The organism is Bacillus sp. PSXD-155, from assembly GCF_049310765.1.
In the GTDB taxonomy this organism is placed as follows: Bacteria; Bacillota; Bacilli; order Bacillales; family Bacillaceae_G; genus Bacillus_A; species Bacillus_A cereus.
Window position 1 is genome coordinate 208,652 of sequence record NZ_JBMOWC010000008.1, and the last position, 22,122, is coordinate 230,773.

Genomic DNA, 22,122 nt, shown 5'->3' on the forward strand with positions numbered 1-22,122 from the left:
CGTTAAGGAGGTCTTTTCTTTTGCCGTAAAAGCCCGATTACCAAGGCTAATCAATATTTCACTTTATTTTTGCATAGATGCAAGTATCAGTTAGTTGTTTGCCGTCAGCTGAAAAATCTTCATTACGTAATATCCCTTCAAGTTCAAAGCCTAGTTTTTCAGGGAGTGCACGACTTTTCGTGTTATTACATTCACATCGTATTTCAATCCTTCTAAATTTGAATAACTGAAATCCAAGGTTTGTTAACGCACTTACTGTTTCTGTCATATATCCACTGCCACTAAATTGCGTGTTAATCCAGTATCCAATTTCACATTTAGAAACCTTCCAATCAATTCGATGAAGGCTAGCTGTTCCAACAAAATCATTCGTCTCTTTATGATAGATAAGATAGCGAAAGCTTTCTCTTTTCAAAAAATCTATATGTGCATTTCTCAGAAGAATTTCCGTTTCTTCAACAGTAGGAATGGACTGAAATAAAGACAACCATTGCTTTAATTCATTAATGGAATCTTTAATAGCTTGTTGTACTATATCCCCTTCACCAGCTTGAAGTGGTGCTCGAAGAATGAGTCTGTCTGTTTCTATTTGTAACGGAACATCTAATAAAATAGGGTTCATATCATTTCTCCTCTCGAAAACTTTAAATTAGGACAGAATGAAACTTATATCATAAAAAAACTTTCACCCAAAAGAAATAATTCTGGAGGACGAGAGTTGCAATTTATAATAAATGAATTGAAAAATACTTTATCTCACTAATAGAAAATCACGTCACAGCATCACTATTAGTTATTATAGAACTGTGCGAAGTACAGGAATATAGTAAAGCTTATCTCCCATAAAGGAACCTCTCAAAAACGCGTAAACAATAAATATATATTCAATTCATCATTTAGAAATCCCTTTTCACATATTGAAAACTAAACTATCATTTGGTACAGCAGCATTAGGCTGTTAAACTAATGCATATGTTAATTGAATAAGGAATTATTATTTTTTAACCTGCTTTAAATTGAACGCATAATTCACGATTGATTATCTAAACGCAATCGCATCATGCAGATTTGGATCATCTTTCCGTACAGCGACGAATGCTGGTAGGCCAGAAGAGTACTAAGTTTTTAGCCAAAATAGGAAAGACCTTTTTAACGATAGAATAAAATCGTTAGAAAGGTCTTTTCTTTTGGCGTTAAAACAGAAAATACATGCAAAGTGACTTTTAAATTAAATTTTAATATTATTATATATGTAATTCATGATAAGTATTGTTAATTCGAGTTTCATATTGTTCGTTTCGGAAAATATTATGCAACAGAAATGTAAATGAATAGCAGAAATATACTATTTATTAGTTATATTTAATGTTAATATTTGTAACGAAGATGATTGGTGAGGGCTGATTAAAGTTTCACTTTATATAAAAAAGGTGCATGAGAGAGAAGGCTATAGCAAATTGTATAGAACTGAATAGTTCCGTATTAATTAAAATACGTTGATTACTAGATATTAAAAAATACCGGGGGGATTAGAGTGAAGTCATTTAAGAGAGTACTTATAGTAGGGATGGCGTTGACTACAGTATCGATTTTGGGAGCTTGTTCTAGCGATACAGACGTATTAACAAAAGTAGGAGCAAAGCAACCAGCGAAGGCTGAAGGTGAAGTATTAAAAGATCAGAAGAAAACACCTATGACCACGAGCAAACGTGAAAGTATTAAAAATGAGGATGCTCCATCATCAAAGAAGCGTTATATTTCTCATGACGAATCTCAAAAGATTGAGGAAGGTATGACGTATACGGATATTCTTAATACGATTGACTACGGTGGTGAGAATATAAAACATTATAATAACAATGAAAAACGCGTATTTTATACTGAAAAAGATACGGATGGTACATATGAAATTATGGTTGAATTAAATACATATGGTTACGTTGTGAATATTGAACGTACTGCTATAAAGGATACAGATAAGGAGAATGAGGTATCTACGAAACGTATTGAAGAGCCTGTAAAGGAATATGAAGAAAAAAACGATCGTGTACCGTGGTATAAAGATGTAAATAACAATTCGGCAGCAGTAAGTTACAATCAATATTTGAAAATAAAAAAAGGTATGCCCGCGAATCAGGTAAAAGCTACAATTGGACAGCCACATGTGATTGAGAAATATAAATCTTATTCAGTATATGACTATACTGGTTATGGTGGAGAAGGATCATTACGTGTAATCTTTGAACCGAATGGAACTGTTACGGATGTAGTGGAAGACGGTTTACCACGATAATAAATTAGTTACGGGAAGAGTTGTAGTAAAGTTGTCTTTGATTTTATAAAGTTTTTGGGAGCATCTCCGAATATAGGTGGAAAAATAATTCTCTTAGCCATGTTAACTATAGTATTAGTATTTACCGAAGTTTCTTCCAAATTCAATAGCGTTATTGTGGATGTTGTTGTCGTATTATTTTTGTTGATATATACCGCAGTAGGGCAGCAATTGTAACTGGACGTAAAAGGACGCGGAGGAGTAGCAGCTTCCTTTTGAAAGAAGGAGGAAAATATGATGGAGGATATTTTTGAATTCATAAGGAGATACGTAATTAAACCTATCATCATTTTAGTAAGATATCTTGTAATAGAGATTATAATTGAGGGCATAATAGAAGGCGTAATAAACGGTATAAGGAAATTACGTGATAAGTGGCGAAATTGGCGTGAAAGACGTTATTGGCGGTAGTATAGCTGATGAGAGTGTGAAATAAAAACGTTATACAGAAGTTATGAAGAAGTTTAATGAAATGATAGCAAACCACCCGCATTTAGAATCTGTACTCGTTCCAATTGGTGATGGAATGACAATTTCTAAAGTGAAGAAATAATTATTATCTTACAAAAGTGTAATGTTCATGTCATGTTTTTGAATTTCTTCTTTAAGCTCTGGGCTTTAAGATAAGAATATAAGAAAAAACATATGAGGTGAAGGAAATGAAAAAATACATTGCACTATTTAGTATTTTAGTTGTATTCGCAAGCTTGTTAGTTGGTTGTGATTTAAACCGTATGGGTAAAGATGAGTACTACGTTCAAATTACAACTGATGGAATTGAAAAAAATGAGAAGTTTGATAACGGAGAGCCACATAAATATTTCGAGTATAAATTAAAAGGATTCGATAAAGGTGGAGAAGTAAAAGAATTAGAATTCACAGCTCCAAAAAATCTTCGTAAAGATGCATTCTTACGCGTATACAATTCAGATAAAAAAGGTGTAACAGCTTGGGAAGAAGTGAAAAAAGACGAGCTTCCAGCGAAAGTGAAAGAAAAATTAAGTGTGAAATAAGACAGATAGAAAAGGAATTGACGAACAGGGTCAATTCCTTTTTTTGCTTTCAAATTCTTCTTCTGAAATGACTTTAAATCCGTGTCTTTTAAATAAAGCAGTAGTTACCCCGTAACCAGTTTGCTTATTGCCATTAAATTCACCAGTGTAAATCGTAGAACTGCCACAAGATGGACTACGTTCTTTTAAAATAATATATTCTGGGTGTAAATCTTTAATTTGTTCTAATGCTTTATAAGCACCATTTACGAAAGCTTCTGTGACATCTTCACCATCTTTTGTCATCACTTTCGCTTTTCCGTCCAAAACGTCGTCGCCATTCCCGCCAATAATTTCAGCAGAAGGACGAGGTGTTGGCAGTCCTCCTAATACTTCAGGACAAATGAGGACTGTATCTTCTTTTTGTAGTAGCTCCTCTATTTTTGAAACGAGATTGTCATTTCCGTCATATCGACAAGCTATACCACCTAAACAAGCGCTAATTACGATCATATTTTCATCTCCATTAAAAAAATATTAAATTCCACGCCAAATTCTCTTCCTGCCTCTTACTTATAAATGAGGTGATATAAATGGGAAGCTTATATAATTTAATGAAACCATACAGTGAATTTCGAAGTAAAGAAGAGTTTAATACATATCAAAAACAAGTTTTGAAGTGCTATCGATTTCAATTGAATAAAACGGATGCTACCATTATTCATTTTTTAGGAAAGTATGCGGTGAATGAGAAACAAAAAACAGTAGGAGTCGCCTGTCCGTTAATGGAGACGATTGCGAAGAATGTTGGAAAGAGTATTCGTACAGTACGCCGTTCAATTGCAAAGTTAGAGGAACTAGGAATTATAAAGCGTGTTGCAACAAAAGAAAGACATAAGCGCGGCGGGTATAGTGCGAACTTATATATTTTTCTTATATCTGCAATTGACCGCATGGATGACCGTATGAAAATGTCCGCATGTGAAAGTGAGGATTATACAGCTGGCTGTAGCGGAAAGGAGCAAAAAAGCGAAAGGGAAACAATTCTTTCTAAAAACATTCCACAAATAAAAGAGAAAAGAAAAATAACGTACGAGCTTGATGAGACATATTGCCGTCATGATATACCGAAGCCTTTTATATACGCACTGGTACCGATGACGAGTAATCCGCAGAAAATTAATATATTTTGGAGTAAGGTCGAGCTTGCGTATAAAAAGAGCGGGTTACTAGAACAAGGTGTTTTACTAGAGCAAATATTAGCTGATGAAGAAGTGTATGGAAATTTCATTTGGCGAGTGAAGAGTGTTGTGAGAGCTTATAAATATGGGGAAATCCGTAAAAATGTGAAGGCACTTTTATATAGTACAGTGCGAGATCTATTTTTAGAGGTTGGATTAGAGTGGGGAGCTGCATTAAGGAGAAGTAAGGGGATAGTGCTGTTTGACCCATTTAAAAAAGAGCCATGCGTATAATACATGACTCCAAGTAGCTAGTCGAACTTTCTTACAACTGGAACACGAATCGCTACAAATAGTACGAAGACGATAACAGCAATTGCACCGCTTTTCATAACGGTTACGATTGGAATTCCCATTGCAAGTGCGATTGATGTGAATGCATAAGAGAGCGGGATAAAGCCCATTGATGATAGCATAAGTAAGCTCATTACGCGTCCCATCATTTCCTCTTTTACTGTCGATTGAATCATCGCCATAAGCGGAACGATAGCCATTGCGATTGTAATACCGTAAAACATGCCGGCTAATAATGCTTGCCAAAGTACGGTGCTAAAGTTGATGGATAAGAAGAATACACCAGACAGTAGCATCATGATAATGCAAAATAGTCCGCGTCTACGATTAATATTTTTTAAACCGACAATGACAGCGCCTATTGCCATTCCGCCGCCTACAGATGCTTCTAAGTAACTGAAATGGAGCGAGTCACCGTGCAGAACATTTTTAACGAAAAGCGGGAAACCGACTTGCATCGGACCAATTAAAAATAAATTTAAAAAGGCGCTACAAAGAAGGAAAGTTGAAAGGAATGGCGATTCCTTTACATATAAGATTCCTTCTTTAATGGAAGTGAACATACCTTTATCTGTATCTTTTAGTTCTGGCATCGTAAATTGTATTTTTTGAACGAGTATGGCTGCGACAATCAGTAATAAAATTGTAATAGAAAATATTGTCTCGTAGTTTGTAAATTTGATCAGAATTCCGCCAAGTACAGGGCCTAAGATGACCGATGCTTGGTTCGTCATTTGTGTAAGTGAATTCGCTTGTGTTAACCGGCTTTTTTCTACCAATTCAGGTAAGATAGATCCATCTGCTGACCAGAAGAAAGCATCAGCAAGTCCAAAGAATAAAGCGAATAAAGCAAATGTATATAGTGTTACATCACCAACGATAAACCATGTGAGAATGGTTGCGACAAGAATCGCTCGAATAATATTGGAGTAAAACATAATGTTTTTTTTCGGGAATTTATCAGCTACAGCGCCGCCGATAATCATAAAAATAAGCCTTGGAACACTAAGGGCTACGAAAACAACACCGAGTGAAGCTTCAAGGTTTAATGTTTTTGCTATGTACCACGTTTGTGAAAAAGTAAAAAAGGCTAAAGCAAAGCTTGAAAAAAGAGTAGCTGCCCAAAGAAAAAGGAAATTCGTATTTTTTAATAACGGTTTTCCGCTTCCTTCTAAAGCAGTTTTATTTTGTTGTAGTTCCTCCATATTGCTTCCTTTCTATGTGACAAATTTAAACTGAAAAACCAGTAAACGCCCGATTGGTTAGGGCTAATACTCAATGGGAGATGCCCTCCGCTGAGTATAGTTTCACTTTATACAGTTTCTAATATTTCTATACTGCACTTTCTCATTGTAGACAATAATAATGGATTTGCCCAGTAGCTATTTAACGACAAAAAAAGATGCCGAATGGGCATCTTTTTTTAGGCTAACGCAATATAAATATCCAATTGTGCATGATTTGGGTCTAATGCTCTTTCGTCATAAAGCTCAAAGTCTGTTGTGAAGGCACGTTTATTTTCTTTCGACCATTGCCAAATATATTCCCAAGCTTCGCAAACGACTTCAGCAACTGGTCCCTTTCTCGTTGTAAATACCGCATACGTAGCGGCAGGTATTGTTAAAGTTGTCATATTTTCAGGAACATCTTCTAATGAAGAAACAGGCATACCGATTGTAAATGTATATGTACCGGTTTCATCTGATTCGTAGTTTGAGTAGAAAGCGAATGTTTCTTTCGTTTGTTGATTTGGGATGTGATGCATCATTTGTTCTTGAAAGTATCGGTTCCAAAGCTCGGGAATGTTTCCTTCAGTAGATGCCTCTTTTTCGTTAGTCGTCGTAATCGAAACGCCGATTGCTTGGAAAGCTTCTTTTTTTACGATAATGGGTTCGTTTATCATTAACAATTCCTCCTCTAAATTAAGAACATACGTTCTTTGATAATGTAACATATTTTTACATGTATCGGTTATTATTTTTTGAAAATTTTAATCATAAACAACAAACTGAAATAACTAAAAAATGGTAAAAATTCTATTGTATGTATGAATAGGTTAGGGAGTATGTTAAGATTTTTATGTATCCTTTAACTGTTATATAAGCCTATACAGTAGAGTGTTTTTACTATATTAGAAAATGGTAAAGGTTTGTATAAGTGTCCGATATATATGCTATTTTTGATAAATTAAAATAGTAATATTCTATGAGATTTATATTGTTGAAATTGGGATTTCAACGATACATTTTCGTAGGGCGGATTGTTGCGAGTGGATATATATTGCTATGCCTCCGGCTACTAAATGAAAGGGTTACTGAAATTAAGTAGACGGATAGCAAGTATATAGAAAGGAGAAAGGTAGAAAATATGAAGCAAGTATTGAAGTGTTTTAATGTCGTAACGATGATCACACTTCTCCTATCCATCATATTGCCTTCACCTAGCGCTTTTGCTACAGAGATAAATAAAAAAAGCTGGGATGAGTTACAAAGAAATGATGTGAAAATTAAGGCAGAGCAAGTAAATGCTGAAATATATAAGGGAGAAGTAGCGGAGAGGGAGCACGTATTTCAATATACGATTGAAAATACGGGAGCTACACCAATTCAAGAATTGGTGCTTAAACAAAATAATGAAAATGAAATTACGTTCCCTTCGCAATCTGTGAAAGTAAACGGAGAGAAGTTACCTGAAAATAAGGTAGCGGATTTCTATGTAGAGGAAAAAGATAAGGGAGGAAAGGTTCTTTCTTCTAATCTTAAAATTCAAGATTTAAAATCACATGAAAAAATGACTGTTTTAATAAAAGCTCGTCGTGCACAACATTTTAATAAAGAGTATAAGCAAAAAATTAGTGTGCAAAAGGATCAACTACAAATAGGAAACATGTCTGTAGATGTTGAAGGGCTTCCTTCTGAAGAGAAGTTAGAAGCTAATACCGATGATGAGGCTGACAGTAGTAAGAAAGCTATCGGATCAACAACTGATTCAAAAGTTAAAGAAGTGGATGCAAAAGTATCTGCAGAGGATAAAAATAAACTTGCACGAAAAACAGAAATAGAGAAGATAAAACAATCTGAAGCTGAGAAGCAACTAGAAAAAGAGAAAAAGCAATCACCTTTAGCAGTAAAGCAGAGTGATGCAGAAGTACAAGCTGCATCAGAAAATGCTTCGAAGGTTCAAATCCAAACAGGAGATAAACAAGGGTTTGGAGATCCACTGTATTCTACAATTGCTCCTGGAAATTTAGTACAGACTGGTAATGTTACGCTTGGGCTAACAGATAATTATTATACGAGGCAAAGTGTCGGGGGGAAAGTAAATAAAAAAGCTGTAGATATTGATAATGATGACACTACATTTAATTCATCAACAGGAGCTTTTCCTAACATCCCTGCTGGAAGTAAAGTGAAAAAGGCGTATTTATTTTGGACAGCAGCTATGGGGACTCCAAGTGATGCAAGGACAGATTATAGAGTTAGCGATGAAGATGTAAGAGAACCCGTTAAAATGAAGATGGGAAATAAGCAATATGCTGAAGTAAGTGCTGATAGTATACGAAAAGCGGATTATTTACCGTATATTGCAAATCACTATAGCAGTGGCGCAGGATATGTTGCATATGCTGACGTAACAAATGTAATTGCACAACAAGGTCTTTCTCAAACGGTGACAGTTGCGAATGTACCACAAATTAAATTTGAAAAGGGCAGTGGTTACTACTGGGGCAACTGGAATCTTATATTAGTTTATGAAAACTATAAAGAAACAGTAAAAGATATGAAAATTTGGGAAGGTTTAGTTTCTCAAAAAAGTACAGCTTGGACAGATATTAGTGTTAATAAAATAAACACACCAAAAGAAGGTGCTTTTAAGGCGAAATTTAGTTATTTTTCATCGCAAGGTGATCCAGCTGATAATGATGTGTATGCCTATGATTATGGAGAGTATGATTTTGGGTTAGGGTATCAAAAGTTTAAAAATATTAAAGGTAAAGATAATGATGTTAATGACTCATCTATGACAGAAGTACAAGTAGACGGTACTAACGAGTTTGTTACAAAAAAATATCCAGGATATAACCCGGATTGGACAAATTCATTCAGTACTGACATTCATACGTATCATCTTGAAGGACCGACTCAAGTAAAGAATGATTTGAAAGAAGGAAAAATGCGTTTTAGAGCATATGCTGGTACTGGTGATATTTACGTATTAAACAACGCCACATTTGTTACAGAACATAATGCTCCAAACTTACAAGTTGATAAAAAGGCATTAGATAGTACCGGTAAAGAAGTTAAGGAAATTAAAGCCGGTGAAGAGTTTACGTATCAAATTGAAGTGAAAAATGATACGAAAAATAATCAAGCGCCTGTATCTAATGTAAAAGGCTTTGATAAATTAGATGATCGTTTAGAGTATGTTCCGGAATCTATACAATATATTTCTGGAAGTAATAAAGGAAATAAAACAGATAGTGCAAGCGATGATGAAGCAGAGTTTGTAAATAATCAAATTGATTTCCGTATTGGTGAAGGGGCAGATGCTAAAGACGGCGGTGTTTTAAAGCCTGGTGAGAGTGCTATTATTACATTCAAAGTAAAAGTGAAAGCTTCTGTACAATCAGATACAACAGTAAAAAATATCGTTGTTGTAAAGGGACAAGATAGTACCGAGGTAAATTATGAAACTGCAGATGATGCAGATATTACGGTTACGACTCCAAAAGAGATCCCTGGAGAAATAGAAGCTAAAAAAATAGCATCTAATAAAACACCGAAACTAGGTGACGAAGTAGAGTATCGTATTACATTTAAAAATAAGACAAAAGATGGACGTCTAGATGTATTGACGATTGAAGATGAATTACCAAGCAATCTTGAATACGTGAAAGATAGTTTGAAAGCAGAAGGTGCAAAACCAGAGCCAGTAGAGCTGAAGTTTGAAAATGGAAAAGTAATTGCAAAGTATCCAGAAATTATGGATATGGAAGAAAGAAGTATCGTCTTTAAAACAAAAGTAAAAGAAACTGCAAAAATTGGTGAAGAAATTGTTAATAAAGCAACCGTTAGTGATAAAACAAATCCACCAAAGGATTTAGAAGAGAAGATTACACCACAGCATAAGGCTGGTAAAATTGCTGCAAAGAAAAAAGCAACAAATAAAAAGCCGAAGCTAGGAGAAGAAATTGAATATCAAATTAGCTTCAAAAATACGGTGGAAAACGGAAAACTAGATGCAGTTACAATAGAAGATGAAATTCCAGCTAACTTAGAATTTGTTCAAGGCAGTGAGCGAGCTGAAGGTGCTGAACCAAATCCAGTAGAGTTAAAAGTAGAAAATGGTAAGGTAATCGCCAAATATCCAGAGATTATGGATACAAAAGAGCGAAGCATTGCCTTTAAAGTGAAAGTAAAAGAAGAGGCAAAAGCCGGAGAAACGATTGTTAATAAAGCGGTTGTGAGTGAGCCAAATGGACAAACTGAGCATCCAGAAGAAAAGATTACGCCGGATTATAAATACGGTAAAGTGGATGTTGAAAAAAGCGTAACGAATCAAACACCAAAACTAGGAGAAGAAGTGGAATACCGAATTACATTTTATAATACGGTAGAAAACGGAAAACTAGAAAAGGTGCTAGTAGAAGATACACTACCTAAAGGTGTTGAATACGTGAAAGATAGTTTGAAAGCTGAAGGTATAAAACCAGAGCCAGTAGAACTAAAAGTGGAAGACGGCAAAGTAATGGCAAAGTATCCAGAAATTACGGATACAGAAAAAAGAAGTATTGTTTTTAAAGTGAAAGTAAAAGATTCGGCAAAAGTAGGGGAGGCAATCCTAAATAAAGCAATTGCAAAAGATCCGAAAAATGAGCCTGTTGAATCGAAGGTTGTTATTACACCGCAAAGTAAAAAAGGTGAAGTTGCTGCTACAAAGGTAGTTAATAATAAGAAACCGAAGCTAGGCGAAGAAATCGAGTACCGCATTAGTTTTCATAATACGGTTGAGAACGGAAAACTAGAAGAGGTGCGAGTGGAAGATACAATTCCAAAAGGTCTTGAATATGTAGAAAATAGTATCAAGGCCGAAGGAGAAGCACCTGGACCAGTAGAATTAGCTGTTGAAAATGGAATAGTCAAAGCTAAGTATATCGATATTATGGATATGGAAGAAAGAAGTATCGTCTTTAAAGTAAAGGTGAAGGAAGAAGCAAAAGTAGATAAAGAGATTGTCAATAAAGCAATTGTTGATGATACGAAAAATCCACCGATTGAGCCGGAAGAAAGAATTACTCCGCAATATAAGGATGGAATAATTGATTCGAAGAAGACAGTAGATAATCCATCACCAAAACTAGGAGAAGAAGTAGAATACCGAATTAGCTTTAAAAATACGGTAGAAAACGGAAAACTAGAAAAGGTAACGATAGAGGATACAATTCCTAACGGTTTAGAGTATGTAAAAGGCAGTGAAAAGGCTGAAGGTGATAAACCAGCTCCATTAAAGTTAAGTGTGAAAGATGGAAAAGTCATTGCTGAATACGAAAATATTACGGATATGAAAGAAAGAAGTATTGTCTTTAAGGTAAAGGTGAAGGAAGAAGCGGAAGTAGGTAAGGAAATCATCAATAAAGCAATTGTTGATGATATGAAGCATCCGAAAGAACCAGAAGCAAAAATTACACCATTACACAAAGATGGAAAAATTAAAGCGAAGAAAATCGTAAATAATGAAACACCGAAGTTAGGAGAAGAAGTAGAATACCGAATTAGTATGAAAAATACGGTAAAGAACGGAAAGCTAACAGACGTGACAATAGAGGATACTTTACCAGAAGGTTTAGAGTATGTAGAAAATAGTTTGAAAGCAGAAGGTGCCGGAACAGATTTAGTAGAGCTGAAATTTGAAAACGGTAAGGTAATGGCAAAATATCCAGAAATTACGGATATAGAAGAAAGAAGTATCGTTTTTAAAGTGAAAGTAAAAGAAGGAGTAACAGTCGGTAAAAAAATCATTAATAAAGCAACTATTGATGATTCGCAAAATAAGCCAGTTAATCCGACTGCGGAAATTATTCCTCAGTATAAAGATGGAAAACTTGAAGCGAAAAAGATGGTAAATAATGAAACGCCGAAGTTAGGAGAAGAAGTGGAATACCGAATCAGCTTTAAAAATACGGTAGAACATGGAAAGCTAACAGAGGTAAAGATAGAAGATGATTTACCAAATGGATTAGAGTATGTGAAAGATAGTGTAAAAGCAGTAGGTGCTAAGCCAGCTCCAGTGGAATTGAAATTTGAAAACGGTAAGGTAATGGCGAAGTATCCTGAGATTACAGATACAAAAGAGAGAAGTATTACCTTTAAAGTGAAAGTAAAAGGTAAAGTGAGCGATTCGATTGTTAATGAAGCGATTGTGAGCGATACGAAACATCCGCCAGAAACACCGACAGCAGAAATTATTCCGCAACATAAAGACGGAAAAGTGAAAGCGAAGAAGACGGTAAATAATGAAACGCCGAAGTTAGGAGAAGAAGTAGAATACCGAATTAGTTTTAAAAACACGGTAGAAGACGGAAAACTAGCAGAGGTGAAAATAGAAGATACTTTACCCGAAGGTTTAGAGTACGTAGAAAACAGTGTGAAAGCAGAAGGTTCTAAGCCGGATCCAGTAGAATTGAAAGTGGAAAATGGTAAGGTAATGGCGAAGTATCCAGAGATTACGGATACAGAAGAAAGAAGTATCACTTTTAAAGTGAAAGTAAAAGATGAAGTGAAAGTCGGTAAAAAAATCGTCAATAAAGCAATTATTGATGATACGAAAAATGAGCCAGAAACACCGACGGCAGAAATTACTCCACAGCATAAATACGGAAAAGTGGAAGCGAAGAAGACGGTAAATAATGAAACGCCGAAGTTAGGAGAAGAAGTGGAATACCGAATCAGTTTTAAAAACACGGTAGAAAACGGAAAGCTAGCAGAGGTAACAATAAAAGATGATTTACCAAATGGATTAGAGTATGTGAAAGATAGTTTACGAGCAGAAGGTTCTAAGCCAGATCCGGTAGAACTGAAAGTGAAAGATGGAAAAGTAATCGCAAAATATCCAGAAATTACGGATATAGAAGAAAGAAGTATCGTCTTTAAAGCAAAAGTAAAAGAAGAATTTAAGGTTGGTGAAGGCATTGTCAATAAAGTAGTTGTTGATGATACAAAAGATCCAACAACTTCAGAAGTAACAATTACGCCAGAATATAAAGACGGTAAGCTTAAAGCGGAGAAATTTGTAAACAATAAAAAACCGAAATTAGGAGAAGAAGTAGAATACCGAATTAGTTTTAAAAACACGGTAGAAAACGGAAAACTAGTAGAGGTTACAGTAGAAGATGAAATTCCAGCTGGATTAGAGTATGTAGAGAACAGTTTACAAGCAGAAGGATTTAAGCCTAGTCCAGTAGAATTGAAATTTGAAAACGGCAAGGTAATGGCAAAGTATCTAGAAATTGCGGATACAAAAGAAAGAAGTATTATTTTTAAAGTGAAAGTAAAAGAAGAGGCAGAAATAGGCAAGGAGATTGTTAATAAAGCAATCGTAGTAGATACAAAAAATGAGCCAGAAGAGCCTCATGTGGAAATTACTCCGCAATATAAAGATGGTAAAATTGTTGCGCAGAAAGTAGCAAATAATCATAAACCGAAACTAGGAGAAGAAGTAGAATACCGGATTAGTTTTAAAAACACGGTAGAAAACGGAAAACTAGCAGAGGTAAATATAAAGGATACATTACCAAATGGTTTAGAGTATGTAGAAGGAAGCATCACAGCAGAAGGTTCTAAACCGAATCCAGTAGAGCTACAGGTGAAAAATAATAAGGTAATGGCAAAGTATCCAGAAATTACAGATACAGAGGAAAGAAGCATTGTCTTTAAAGCGAAGGTAAAAGAAAGCGTAAAAGTGGGAGAAGAAATCGTAAATAAGGCAATTATAGATGATACAAAGAATCTGCCAGAAGAGCCTTATGTACCGATTACACCACAATATAAAGATGGGAAAATTGAGGCAAGAAAAGAAGTAAGTAATCATGAACCGAAGTTAGGTGAGGAAATCGAATATCGAATTATTTTTAATAATACGGTGAAAGATGGAAAACTAGCAGAGGTAAAAATTGAGGATGAAATTCCAGCTGGATTAGAGTTTGTAGAAGGAAGCGAAAAGGCTGAAGGTGAAGAGCCAAAACCAGTGGAGTTGAAAGTAGAAAATGGTAAGGTAATGGCAAAGTATTCAGAGATTATGGATACGAAAGAAAGAAGTATCGTCTTTAAAGTGAAGGTGAAAGATTCAGTTGCAATAGGTAAAGACATTACAAATAAAGCGATTATCCATGTTGATGATCCGAACCATCCAGTAATTGATCCGACAGCAAAAATTACACCGCAATATAAAGACGGTAAAATTGCTGCTCATAAAAAGGTGAATAATCATAAACCGAAGCTAGGGGAAGAAATCGAATACCGAATTTCATTTAATAATACGGTGAAAGATGGAAAGCTGGCAGAGGTAAAAATTGAGGATGAAATTCCGTCTGGTTTAGAGTATGTGAAAAATAGTCTAAAAGCAGAAGGTGATAAGCCAGCCCCAGTAGAGTTGAAAGAAGAAGCTGGTAAGGTTAGTGCGAAGTATGAAAATATCACTGACGTGAAAGAAAGAAGTATTATCTTTAAAGTGAAGGTGAAAGATTCTGTTGAAGTGGACAAAGTAATTGTAAATAAAGCAATTGTTGATGATACAAAAAATCCACCAGAGCGACCGGAAGTAGATATTACACCGCAGCATAAAGACGGTAAAATTAAAGCTGATAAAAAGGTAAATAAAAAAGATCCAAAGCTAGGAGAAGAAGTAGAGTACCGAATTAGTTTTAAAAATACGGTAGAAAACGGAAAACTAGCAGAAGTGAAAATTGAGGATGAAATTCCGTCTGGTTTAGAGTATGTGAAGGATAGTTTAAAATCAGAAGGTAATGAGCCAGCGCCAGTAGAGTTAAAAGAAGAAGCTGGGAAAATTACAGCGAAGTATGAAAATATTACTGATACAGCTGAGCGTAGTATTAGCTTTAAAGTGAAAGTAACGGAAGTAGCAAAAGTCGGTAAGAAAATCGTGAATACGGCAATTGTGGATGATGACAATCCGAAGAATCCTCCGCAAAAACCAGAAGCGATTATTACGCCGGAGTATAAGGACGGAAAACTAAAAGCTGAGAAAACAGTAAATAATCCAGCTCCAAAATTAGGAGAAGAAGTAGAGTATCGAATTACTTTCCGTAACGTAGTAGAGCATGGAAAAGTAGCGAAGGTGAAGATTAAGGATGAATTACCAACTGGCTTAGAGTTTGTAGAAGGTAGTGAAAGAGCCGAGGGAGAGAATCCGAAACCGTTGTATGTGAAAGTGAAAAACGGAATCGTCCTTGCGGAATATCCAGAAATTACGGATATGAAAGAAAGAAGTATCGTCTTTAAAGTGAAAGTGAAAGAAAAAGCTAAAGTAGGCGAAGAGATTGTGAACAAGGCGATTGTGGAAGATACAATAAATCCACCAGAGCAACCGAATATCTCTATTCAGCCTCAATATAAAGATGGTGCATTACAAGTAGAAAAAACAGTAAGTAATCATGAACCAAAGTTAGGAGAAGAAGTAGAATATCGAATTAGCTTTGAAAATACGGTAGAGAACGGAAAACTAACTGAGGTAAAGGTAGAAGATGAAATTCCAGCCGGTTTAGAATACGTACAAGATAGTATAAAGTCTGATGGGCCGGAACCACATCCGGTGGAACTTAAAGTAGAGAATGGAAAAGTAACAGCAAAGTATCCAGAAATTACGGATACGAAAAAAAGAAGTATCATCTTTAAAGCGAAAGTACAAGAAACGGTACAAGTAGGAAAAGAAATTATAAACAAGGCGGTTGTGGATGATAATAATCCGACAAATCCACCGATTGAGTCACTTGTACCAATTACACCGCAATATAAAGATGGGAAACTAGAGGCAAGGAAAGAAGTAAGTAATCATGAACCAAAGCTAGGGGAAGAAATCGAATATCGAATTACTTTTAACGGCATAGTAGATGGCGGGAAGTTAGTTGATGTAAAGATTGAAGATGAAATTCCGTCTGGTTTAGAGTATGTGAAAGATAGTCTGAAGGCTGTAGGTGATAAGCCTGTACCAACAGAACTTAAAGTTGAAAATGGAAAAGTAACAGTGAAGTATCCAGAAATTACGGATACGAAAGAAAGAAGTATCATCTTTAAAGTAAAGGTAAAAGAATCAGTAAAAGTTGGAGAGGAAATAACAAATAAAGCGATTATTCACGTAGATGATCCAAATCATCCAGTTATGGAACCGACAGCGACAATAAAGCCACAATATAAAGATGGTAAGGTAAAAGCAACGAAGACAGTAAGTAATAAAGAACCGAAGCTAGGAGAAGAAATCGAATACCGAATTAGCTTTGAAAATACGGTAGAAAACGGAAAAATAGCAGAGGTAAAGATAGAAGATGAAATTCCAGCCGGTTTAGAGTACGTGCAAGATAGTATTCGATTTGAAGGGGCTGAACCAAATCCAGTAGAGTTAAAAATGGAGTTTGGAAAAGTAATAGCGAAGTATCTAGAAATTACAGATACAAAAGAACGTAGTATTATTTTTAAAGCGAAGGTAAAAGCAGCATCAAGTAAAGGGATAACAAATAGAGCGATAGTGGACGATAGAATAAATCCACCACTTGAGCCTACAGTTACAATTTTACCGAAAACAAAAGAAGATTTTAAGATACCAGAAGATCCGAAAGAACCGAAAGAACCAGAAGTGAAACCGGAAGATCCGAAAGAACCGAAAGAACCGAAAGAACCGAAAGAACCGAAAGAACCGAAAGAACCGAAAGATCCGAAAGATCCGAAAGAACCAGAAGTGAAACCGGAAGATCCGAAAGAGCCGAAGGAACCAGAAGTGAAACCGGAAGACCCGAAAGAACCGAAGGACCCAGAAGTGAAACCGGAAGATCCGAAAGAACCGAAGGAGCCAGAAGTGAAACCGGAGGACCCGAAAGAACCGAAGGAGCCAGAAGTGAAACCGGAAGATCCGAAAGAACCGAAGGAACCAGAAGTGAAACCGGAAGATCCGAAAGAACCGAAGGAACCAGAAGTGAAACCGGAAGATCCGAAAGAACCGAAGGAGCCAGAAGTGAAACCGGAAGATCCGAAAGAACCGAAGGAACCAGAAGTGAAACCGGAAGATCCGAAAGAACCGAAGGAACCAGAAGTGAAACCGGAAGATCCGAAAGAACCGAAGGAACCAGAAGTGAAACCGGAAGACCCGAAAGAACCGAAGGAGCCAGAAGTGAAACCGGAAGACCCGAAAGATCTGAAGAAACCGGAAGTAAGACTTGAAAAGTTAATTAAAGAACCACAAGTAAAAACAGAAAGAGAATTACCGAAAACAGGGGCAGCGTCTCCATGGATGATGTCAGTTGGTGCGGGAATTTCATTCTTAGTTGGCGGAGTATTATTCGTATTAGGTAGAAGAAGAAAACAATAATTTTTTTAGACGAAAAGCACACTGAGTTCGATAGTTTATCGAATTCAGTGTGCTTTCGTGGTATATAAAATAAAAGCTCCTTCCGCGTATGGAAGGAGCTTTTATTTTATATATTAAAACATGCTTGAGCTATGCATCGGTTGAAGTTTTGCATTTGGATCGAAGTAAGCTTTTGCATTGTTTACTGCTGTCGGTGCTTCGCCAAATCCACAAGCGATAAGTTTTACTTTTCCTTCATATGTACAAATGTCACCAGCAGCGTAAATGCCAGGAATATTTGTTTCCATTTTTGAATTCACAAGGATGCTATTTTTTTGTATATCTAAGCCCCAGTTTTTAATTGGGCCAAGAGAGGAAACGAAGCCGTAGTTTACAATTACATCATCAACATCGATGATAACTTTTTCTTCAGTTTTTACGTGCTGAAGAACGACTTGTTCAATTTTGTCATCACCAACGAGTTCAACTGGAACATACGGTGTACTTACTTCTGCACGAGAATTCATTAAGTTTTCAACGCTATGTTCATGTGCACGGAATTTATCACGGCGATGAACGATTGTAACTTTGTCAGCGATCGGTTCTAACATCATCGTCCAGTCTACTGCTGAGTCGCCACCGCCAAATACTACGACGCGCTTGCCAGCAAATTTATTCATATCATCAACGAAATAATGTAAGTTTTTCTTTTCGTATTTTGCTGTACCTTCTAATTCTAAGCGGCGTGGTTGGAAAGCACCATTGCCGGCAGTAATAATGACTGATTTAGAATAGTGAGTTTGTTTATTCGTAACAAGTTTAAATATACCATCAGCTTGTCTTTCAAGCGTATCAACCGCTTCTTCTAAGCAAACGGTTGGATCAAATTTCTTCATTTGCTCTTTTAAGTTATCAACTAACTCTTGTGCACGCACTTTCGGGAAACCAGCTACATCATAAATGTATTTTTCAGGGTAGAGTGCTGATAATTGTCCTCCAAGTTGAGGTAGGCTTTCAATGATTTTTACACTTGCTTGTCTCATCCCGCCATAAAATGCTGTGAATAGTCCTGTTGGACCACCACCAATAATTGTTATGTCGTAAACTTTTTGATTTTCTGCCACTTTCATTCCCCCTATAGATGGAATTTTGATATTGATTTCATATATTGTTCATATGTACACGAAAATCCTGCAAATGATGACACTTTCAAATAAATGATAGCATATTTGAGTTCATAATACTTCTGAAAACGACTGAATTGTGTGTAAGTTTTCGCATAGATGCTTTTTGTATTGTATAAAATATACAGAAAGGAAAATACATGAAAAAAAGGCTGAAAAACCCTTGAAAACGCTATGTTATTTTAAAATATTGATAATTCTCCAGAAGCTTGAATTCTGGAATAAAACCGACTAATATAGGGAAGTATTATGTTAAATTTCTATGACAAAATTCGTACGATTTTTTGACTGCGTTTTGTTATGATATAGAATGTGATAAATTCCACATTCTTGACAAATAGAGTTTTTAGTACTTGGTATTATTTCTCATTACTATTATATAAAGAAAAGGGTTGTGATTTGGTGAAGACTCCAAAAATCGTAGTTTTAGGTGCAGGTTATGGCGGGATGATTACGACTGTTCGTCTGCAAAAAGCATTATCTGTAAATGAAGCTGAAATTACGTTAGTAAACAACAACAGCTATCACTACCAAGCGACTTGGTTACACGAGAGCGCAGCTGGTACATTACAAGATGAAAAAATCTGTCTAGATATTCAAGACGTTATTGATACAAATAAAGTGAACTTTGTACAAGACACAGTAGTAGAAATTAAAGCTGCTGAAAAACGTATTATCTTAAAAGACGGCGAGTTAGAGTATGACTACTTAGTAATCGGTCTTGGTTTCGAATCAGAAACATTCGGAATTACAGGATTAAAAGAGCATGCATTCTCAATCGCTAACATTAATGCAACTCGTGAAATTCGTGAGCATATGGAAGCTAGTTTCGCTAAATATGCAGATGAAAAGCGCGATGAGTTAGTAACAATCGTTGTTGGTGGTGCTGGATTTACTGGTATCGAGTACGTAGGTGAGCTTGCAAACCGTGTTCCTGAACTTTGCAAACAGTACAATGTACCACGTGAAAAAGCACGTATCATCTGTGTAGAAGCTGCTCCAACAGCACTTCCAGGTTTCGATCCAGCATTAGTAGAATATGCTGTAAAACAACTTGAGAAAAAAGGCGTAGAATTCCGCATCGGTACAGCAATTAAAGAAGCAACTGAAGAAGGTATTATTGTTGCAAATGGTGATGATACTGAATTAATTAAGTCTGAAACAGTAGTTTGGGCTGCAGGTGTTCGTGGTAATGGTATTGTGGAAGAGTCTGGCTTTGAAGCAATGCGCGGACGTGTAAAAGTTGATGAGTACATGCACGCTCCAGGATACGAAGAGGTATTCATGGTTGGTGATGCAGCGTTAATCATTAACGAAGAAATTAACCGTCCTTATCCACCAACAGCACAAATTGCAATTCAACAAGGTTACAATATTGCACACAACTTAACTGTATTAGTTCGTGGCAAGGGCGAAATGAAAAAATTCGCATTCGATAATAAAGGATCTGTATGTTCTTTAGGTCATGACGATGCAATGGGCGTTGTTATGGGTAAAAAGTTAACAGGTTGGAAAGCTTCCTTCATGAAGAAAGTAATCGATAACCGCTACTTATTCTTATTAGGTGGACCTTTATTAGTTCTTAAAAAAGGTAAATTAAAGTTCTTTTAATATATAGTAGAAAAAGCAGAAACGGCTAAGCGCCGTTTCTGCTTTTTTTCATATAATACATGTTTTCGATATAACAATAGAAAGATGGGAGAAATGTTTTATTTGAACATTGCCGTATCATGAAATGGATGAATCCAATGTTTTATTTTCTTCATAATTACATTTCTGCATCTTGATATTTTTTTGTTAACAGTATATCGACAAAATGGGTTTTTTCACTTTTTGAAAAAAGGAAATTTCACAGCGAATTAAAAAGTATAGTATAATATATAGAAAAGAAAGAATATTCTGTCCGTTAGGATGGAGGAGGATGCATCATGGGGAAGCGCGGGAAAGTATGGTTAGCTGTTAGTGGCTTAGTAGCTACAAAAGATGGCAGGTGGCTATTCGTTAAGAAGAAATACAGTGGATTAAAAGGGAAATGGTCTTTACCGGCTGGTTTTGTAAATGAAGGTGAGACAGTTGATGAAGCTGTGAAACGCGAAGTGTTAGAAGAGACAGGCATTGTCGCTCATGTGAAGGGGATCATTGGTGTTCGATCGGGTGTTATTCGTGATGAAATTAGTGATAATATGATTATTTTCCTTTTGGAGCCTGAAGGAGAAAATATTATTGTACAGGAGAAAGAATTGTCTGAAGTGGCGTTCTTACATCCAGATAAGATTGCGGACGATCCGAATACGTCTGTACTTATTAAATATTTGTTAGAAGGAAGATCAGAACTACATCTTGAAGTGGACAAAACATTAAATCCAGGAGAACCATTTGGTTATACAGCCTATCACGTATTTACGGCACGTGCGAAGGAGAGGGAGAAAGAGTGAGTATACCGGTACTACTTATTTCAATGATGTTATTTTTTATTTTGTTCTTTGGAATTGGATTTTTACTCAACATGATTTTGCGAGCTACTTGGGTAATGGTTATTGTGTATCCGATTGTTTGTATGCTTATTATTAATAAAGCGAGTATGTGGGATTATTTTTCAAAACCGAAAGAAACATTTTCTTCATTTGGGACAAGTGTATCGCACTTAGGACAAGCAGACGTGTTTATTCTATCTACTGGATTAGTAGGGGCTGCTTTAGCAGGAGTCGTAATCAAGAAACTTCGGAAAAGCGGATATCAAATGTTTTAATCTCCAACTAAGTTGGAGATTATTTTTTGCATATTCCTTCATCGTATAGGGAATGATTAACGATGAAGGAGTGTGGAATATAAAAATGTTAAAACGATATTGTATTCGCATTATGATGACTTGTTTACTTGCATTTGCATTATGCGTAACATGGAAGGCTTTCACTGGAGTTTCTTTATTAGAGATTGTAAAGACATATGAAGGAATGAGTGCAAAAGAAGTACATGCAGCAGAAGTTAAGAGAAATGTTGCTCCGAGTAAAGAAGTGATAAATGCTTTAGAGCAGGCAAACGACTGGTCTAAATATCGTTCAATTGAAATGACTGCAACAGGTTATACATCGGGGATTGAGTCAACAGGTAAGAGGCCAGGGCATCCAGAGTATGGTATTACATATTCAGGTGTTAAAGTGAAAAGGGATTTATATTCCACAATTGCTGCGGACTTACGCGTATTCCCGATTGGAACGATTCTCTTCGTGCCAGGTTACGGGTATGGTGTAGTAGCTGATAAGGGCGGAGCAATAAAAGGAAACCGTCTTGATTTATATTATGATACGGTGAAAGATGTTTATAGCCAATGGGGTAAGAAAAAAGTAAATGTGTATGTAGTAAAAGTAGGAAAAGGTAAGTTTACAGAAGAAGAGTTAACGATGTTAAATCAAGACGAAACGATGCAAGTGTTTCGTGGTCAATATTTAAAGCAAAGATAGTCTAGTCGTAATTACGCTAGACTTTTTTTCTTGGCTTATTTCATA

13 protein-coding genes and 3 pseudogenes are annotated in these 22,122 nt (G+C 35.9%); 11 read left to right on the forward strand and 5 right to left on the reverse strand.

Going from position 1 to position 22,122, the window contains the following annotated elements; all coding sequences use genetic code 11:
- Window positions 1-58: 58 nt before the first annotated feature.
- Window positions 59-622: a GNAT family N-acetyltransferase gene (locus ACO6VI_RS12260; RefSeq protein WP_001068190.1), complete on the reverse strand. Its 564-nt coding sequence runs from the start codon at window positions 620-622 to the stop codon at window positions 59-61.
- Between the two features lie 406 nt (window positions 623-1,028).
- Between ACO6VI_RS12260 and ACO6VI_RS12265 the strand changes: the two are divergent.
- From ACO6VI_RS12265 to ACO6VI_RS12285, 5 genes and pseudogenes are all read left to right on the forward strand, one after another.
- Window positions 1,029-1,121 (forward strand): annotated as a pseudogene (locus tag ACO6VI_RS12265) (iron-sulfur cluster assembly accessory protein); the annotation flags it as partial.
- A 413-nt stretch (window positions 1,122-1,534) separates the two neighbouring features.
- Window positions 1,535-2,293 (forward strand): hypothetical protein, encoded by a 759-nt coding sequence (locus ACO6VI_RS12270; protein ID WP_098840336.1) that lies wholly within the window; start codon window positions 1,535-1,537, stop codon window positions 2,291-2,293.
- Between the two features lie 99 nt (window positions 2,294-2,392).
- Window positions 2,393-2,586, forward strand: a pseudogene (locus ACO6VI_RS12275) (hypothetical protein).
- 149 nt (window positions 2,587-2,735) lie between these two features.
- Window positions 2,736-2,885: pseudogene (locus ACO6VI_RS12280) on the forward strand (methyltransferase); the annotation flags it as partial.
- 106 nt (window positions 2,886-2,991) lie between these two features.
- On the forward strand, window positions 2,992-3,345 hold the full coding sequence (locus tag ACO6VI_RS12285) for a YxeA family protein (protein ID WP_000759860.1): 354 nt from the start codon (window positions 2,992-2,994) through the stop codon (window positions 3,343-3,345).
- Window positions 3,346-3,375: 30 nt separating this feature from the next.
- On the opposite strand, the gene ACO6VI_RS12290 is transcribed toward ACO6VI_RS12285, so the two are convergent.
- Complete coding sequence (locus ACO6VI_RS12290; RefSeq protein WP_078994164.1) at window positions 3,376-3,837, reverse strand: DUF523 domain-containing protein; 462 nt, start codon at window positions 3,835-3,837, stop codon at window positions 3,376-3,378.
- An 80-nt stretch (window positions 3,838-3,917) separates the two neighbouring features.
- Between ACO6VI_RS12290 and ACO6VI_RS12295 the strand changes: the two genes are divergently transcribed.
- Entirely contained in the window at window positions 3,918-4,799 is an 882-nt protein-coding gene (locus tag ACO6VI_RS12295; RefSeq protein ID WP_000535246.1) for a helix-turn-helix domain-containing protein, read from the forward strand.
- Between the two features lie 17 nt (window positions 4,800-4,816).
- On the opposite strand, the gene ACO6VI_RS12300 is transcribed toward ACO6VI_RS12295, so the two are convergent.
- A complete protein-coding gene (locus ACO6VI_RS12300) occupies window positions 4,817-6,064 on the reverse strand; it encodes an MFS transporter (RefSeq protein ID WP_000391931.1) in 1,248 nt (415 codons plus the stop codon).
- 218 nt (window positions 6,065-6,282) lie between these two features.
- Window positions 6,283-6,762, reverse strand: coding sequence for a GyrI-like domain-containing protein (locus ACO6VI_RS12305; RefSeq protein WP_000606660.1), 480 nt, complete (start codon window positions 6,760-6,762; stop codon window positions 6,283-6,285).
- Window positions 6,763-7,226: 464 nt separating this feature from the next.
- Here ACO6VI_RS12305 and ACO6VI_RS12310 point away from each other — a divergent pair, with 464 nt between their 5' ends.
- Window positions 7,227-17,453, forward strand: a complete 10,227-nt coding sequence (locus tag ACO6VI_RS12310; protein WP_422423405.1) for an isopeptide-forming domain-containing fimbrial protein — start codon at window positions 7,227-7,229, stop codon at window positions 17,451-17,453.
- A gap of 113 nt (window positions 17,454-17,566) precedes the next feature.
- On the opposite strand, the gene ACO6VI_RS12315 is transcribed toward ACO6VI_RS12310, so the two are convergent.
- Window positions 17,567-18,556: an NAD(P)/FAD-dependent oxidoreductase gene (locus tag ACO6VI_RS12315; protein ID WP_000829790.1), complete on the reverse strand. Its 990-nt coding sequence runs from the start codon at window positions 18,554-18,556 to the stop codon at window positions 17,567-17,569.
- A gap of 462 nt (window positions 18,557-19,018) precedes the next feature.
- On the opposite strand from ACO6VI_RS12315, the gene ACO6VI_RS12320 reads away from it, so the two are divergent.
- The 4 genes from ACO6VI_RS12320 (at window position 19,019) to ACO6VI_RS12335 (ending at window position 22,077) form a co-directional block, all read left to right on the forward strand.
- Window positions 19,019-20,227 (forward strand): NAD(P)/FAD-dependent oxidoreductase, encoded by a 1,209-nt coding sequence (locus ACO6VI_RS12320; RefSeq protein ID WP_000856602.1) that lies wholly within the window; start codon window positions 19,019-19,021, stop codon window positions 20,225-20,227.
- A gap of 317 nt (window positions 20,228-20,544) precedes the next feature.
- Entirely contained in the window at window positions 20,545-21,051 is a 507-nt protein-coding gene (locus tag ACO6VI_RS12325; RefSeq protein ID WP_000517993.1) for an NUDIX hydrolase, read from the forward strand.
- Window positions 21,048-21,365 (forward strand): YuiB family protein, encoded by a 318-nt coding sequence (locus tag ACO6VI_RS12330; RefSeq protein WP_000027016.1) that lies wholly within the window; start codon window positions 21,048-21,050, stop codon window positions 21,363-21,365. Before ACO6VI_RS12325 ends, ACO6VI_RS12330 begins: the two co-directional genes overlap by 4 nt.
- 85 nt (window positions 21,366-21,450) lie before the next feature.
- Window positions 21,451-22,077: a 3D domain-containing protein gene (locus ACO6VI_RS12335; protein ID WP_002094181.1), complete on the forward strand. Its 627-nt coding sequence runs from the start codon at window positions 21,451-21,453 to the stop codon at window positions 22,075-22,077.
- Window positions 22,078-22,122 lie beyond the last annotated feature (45 nt).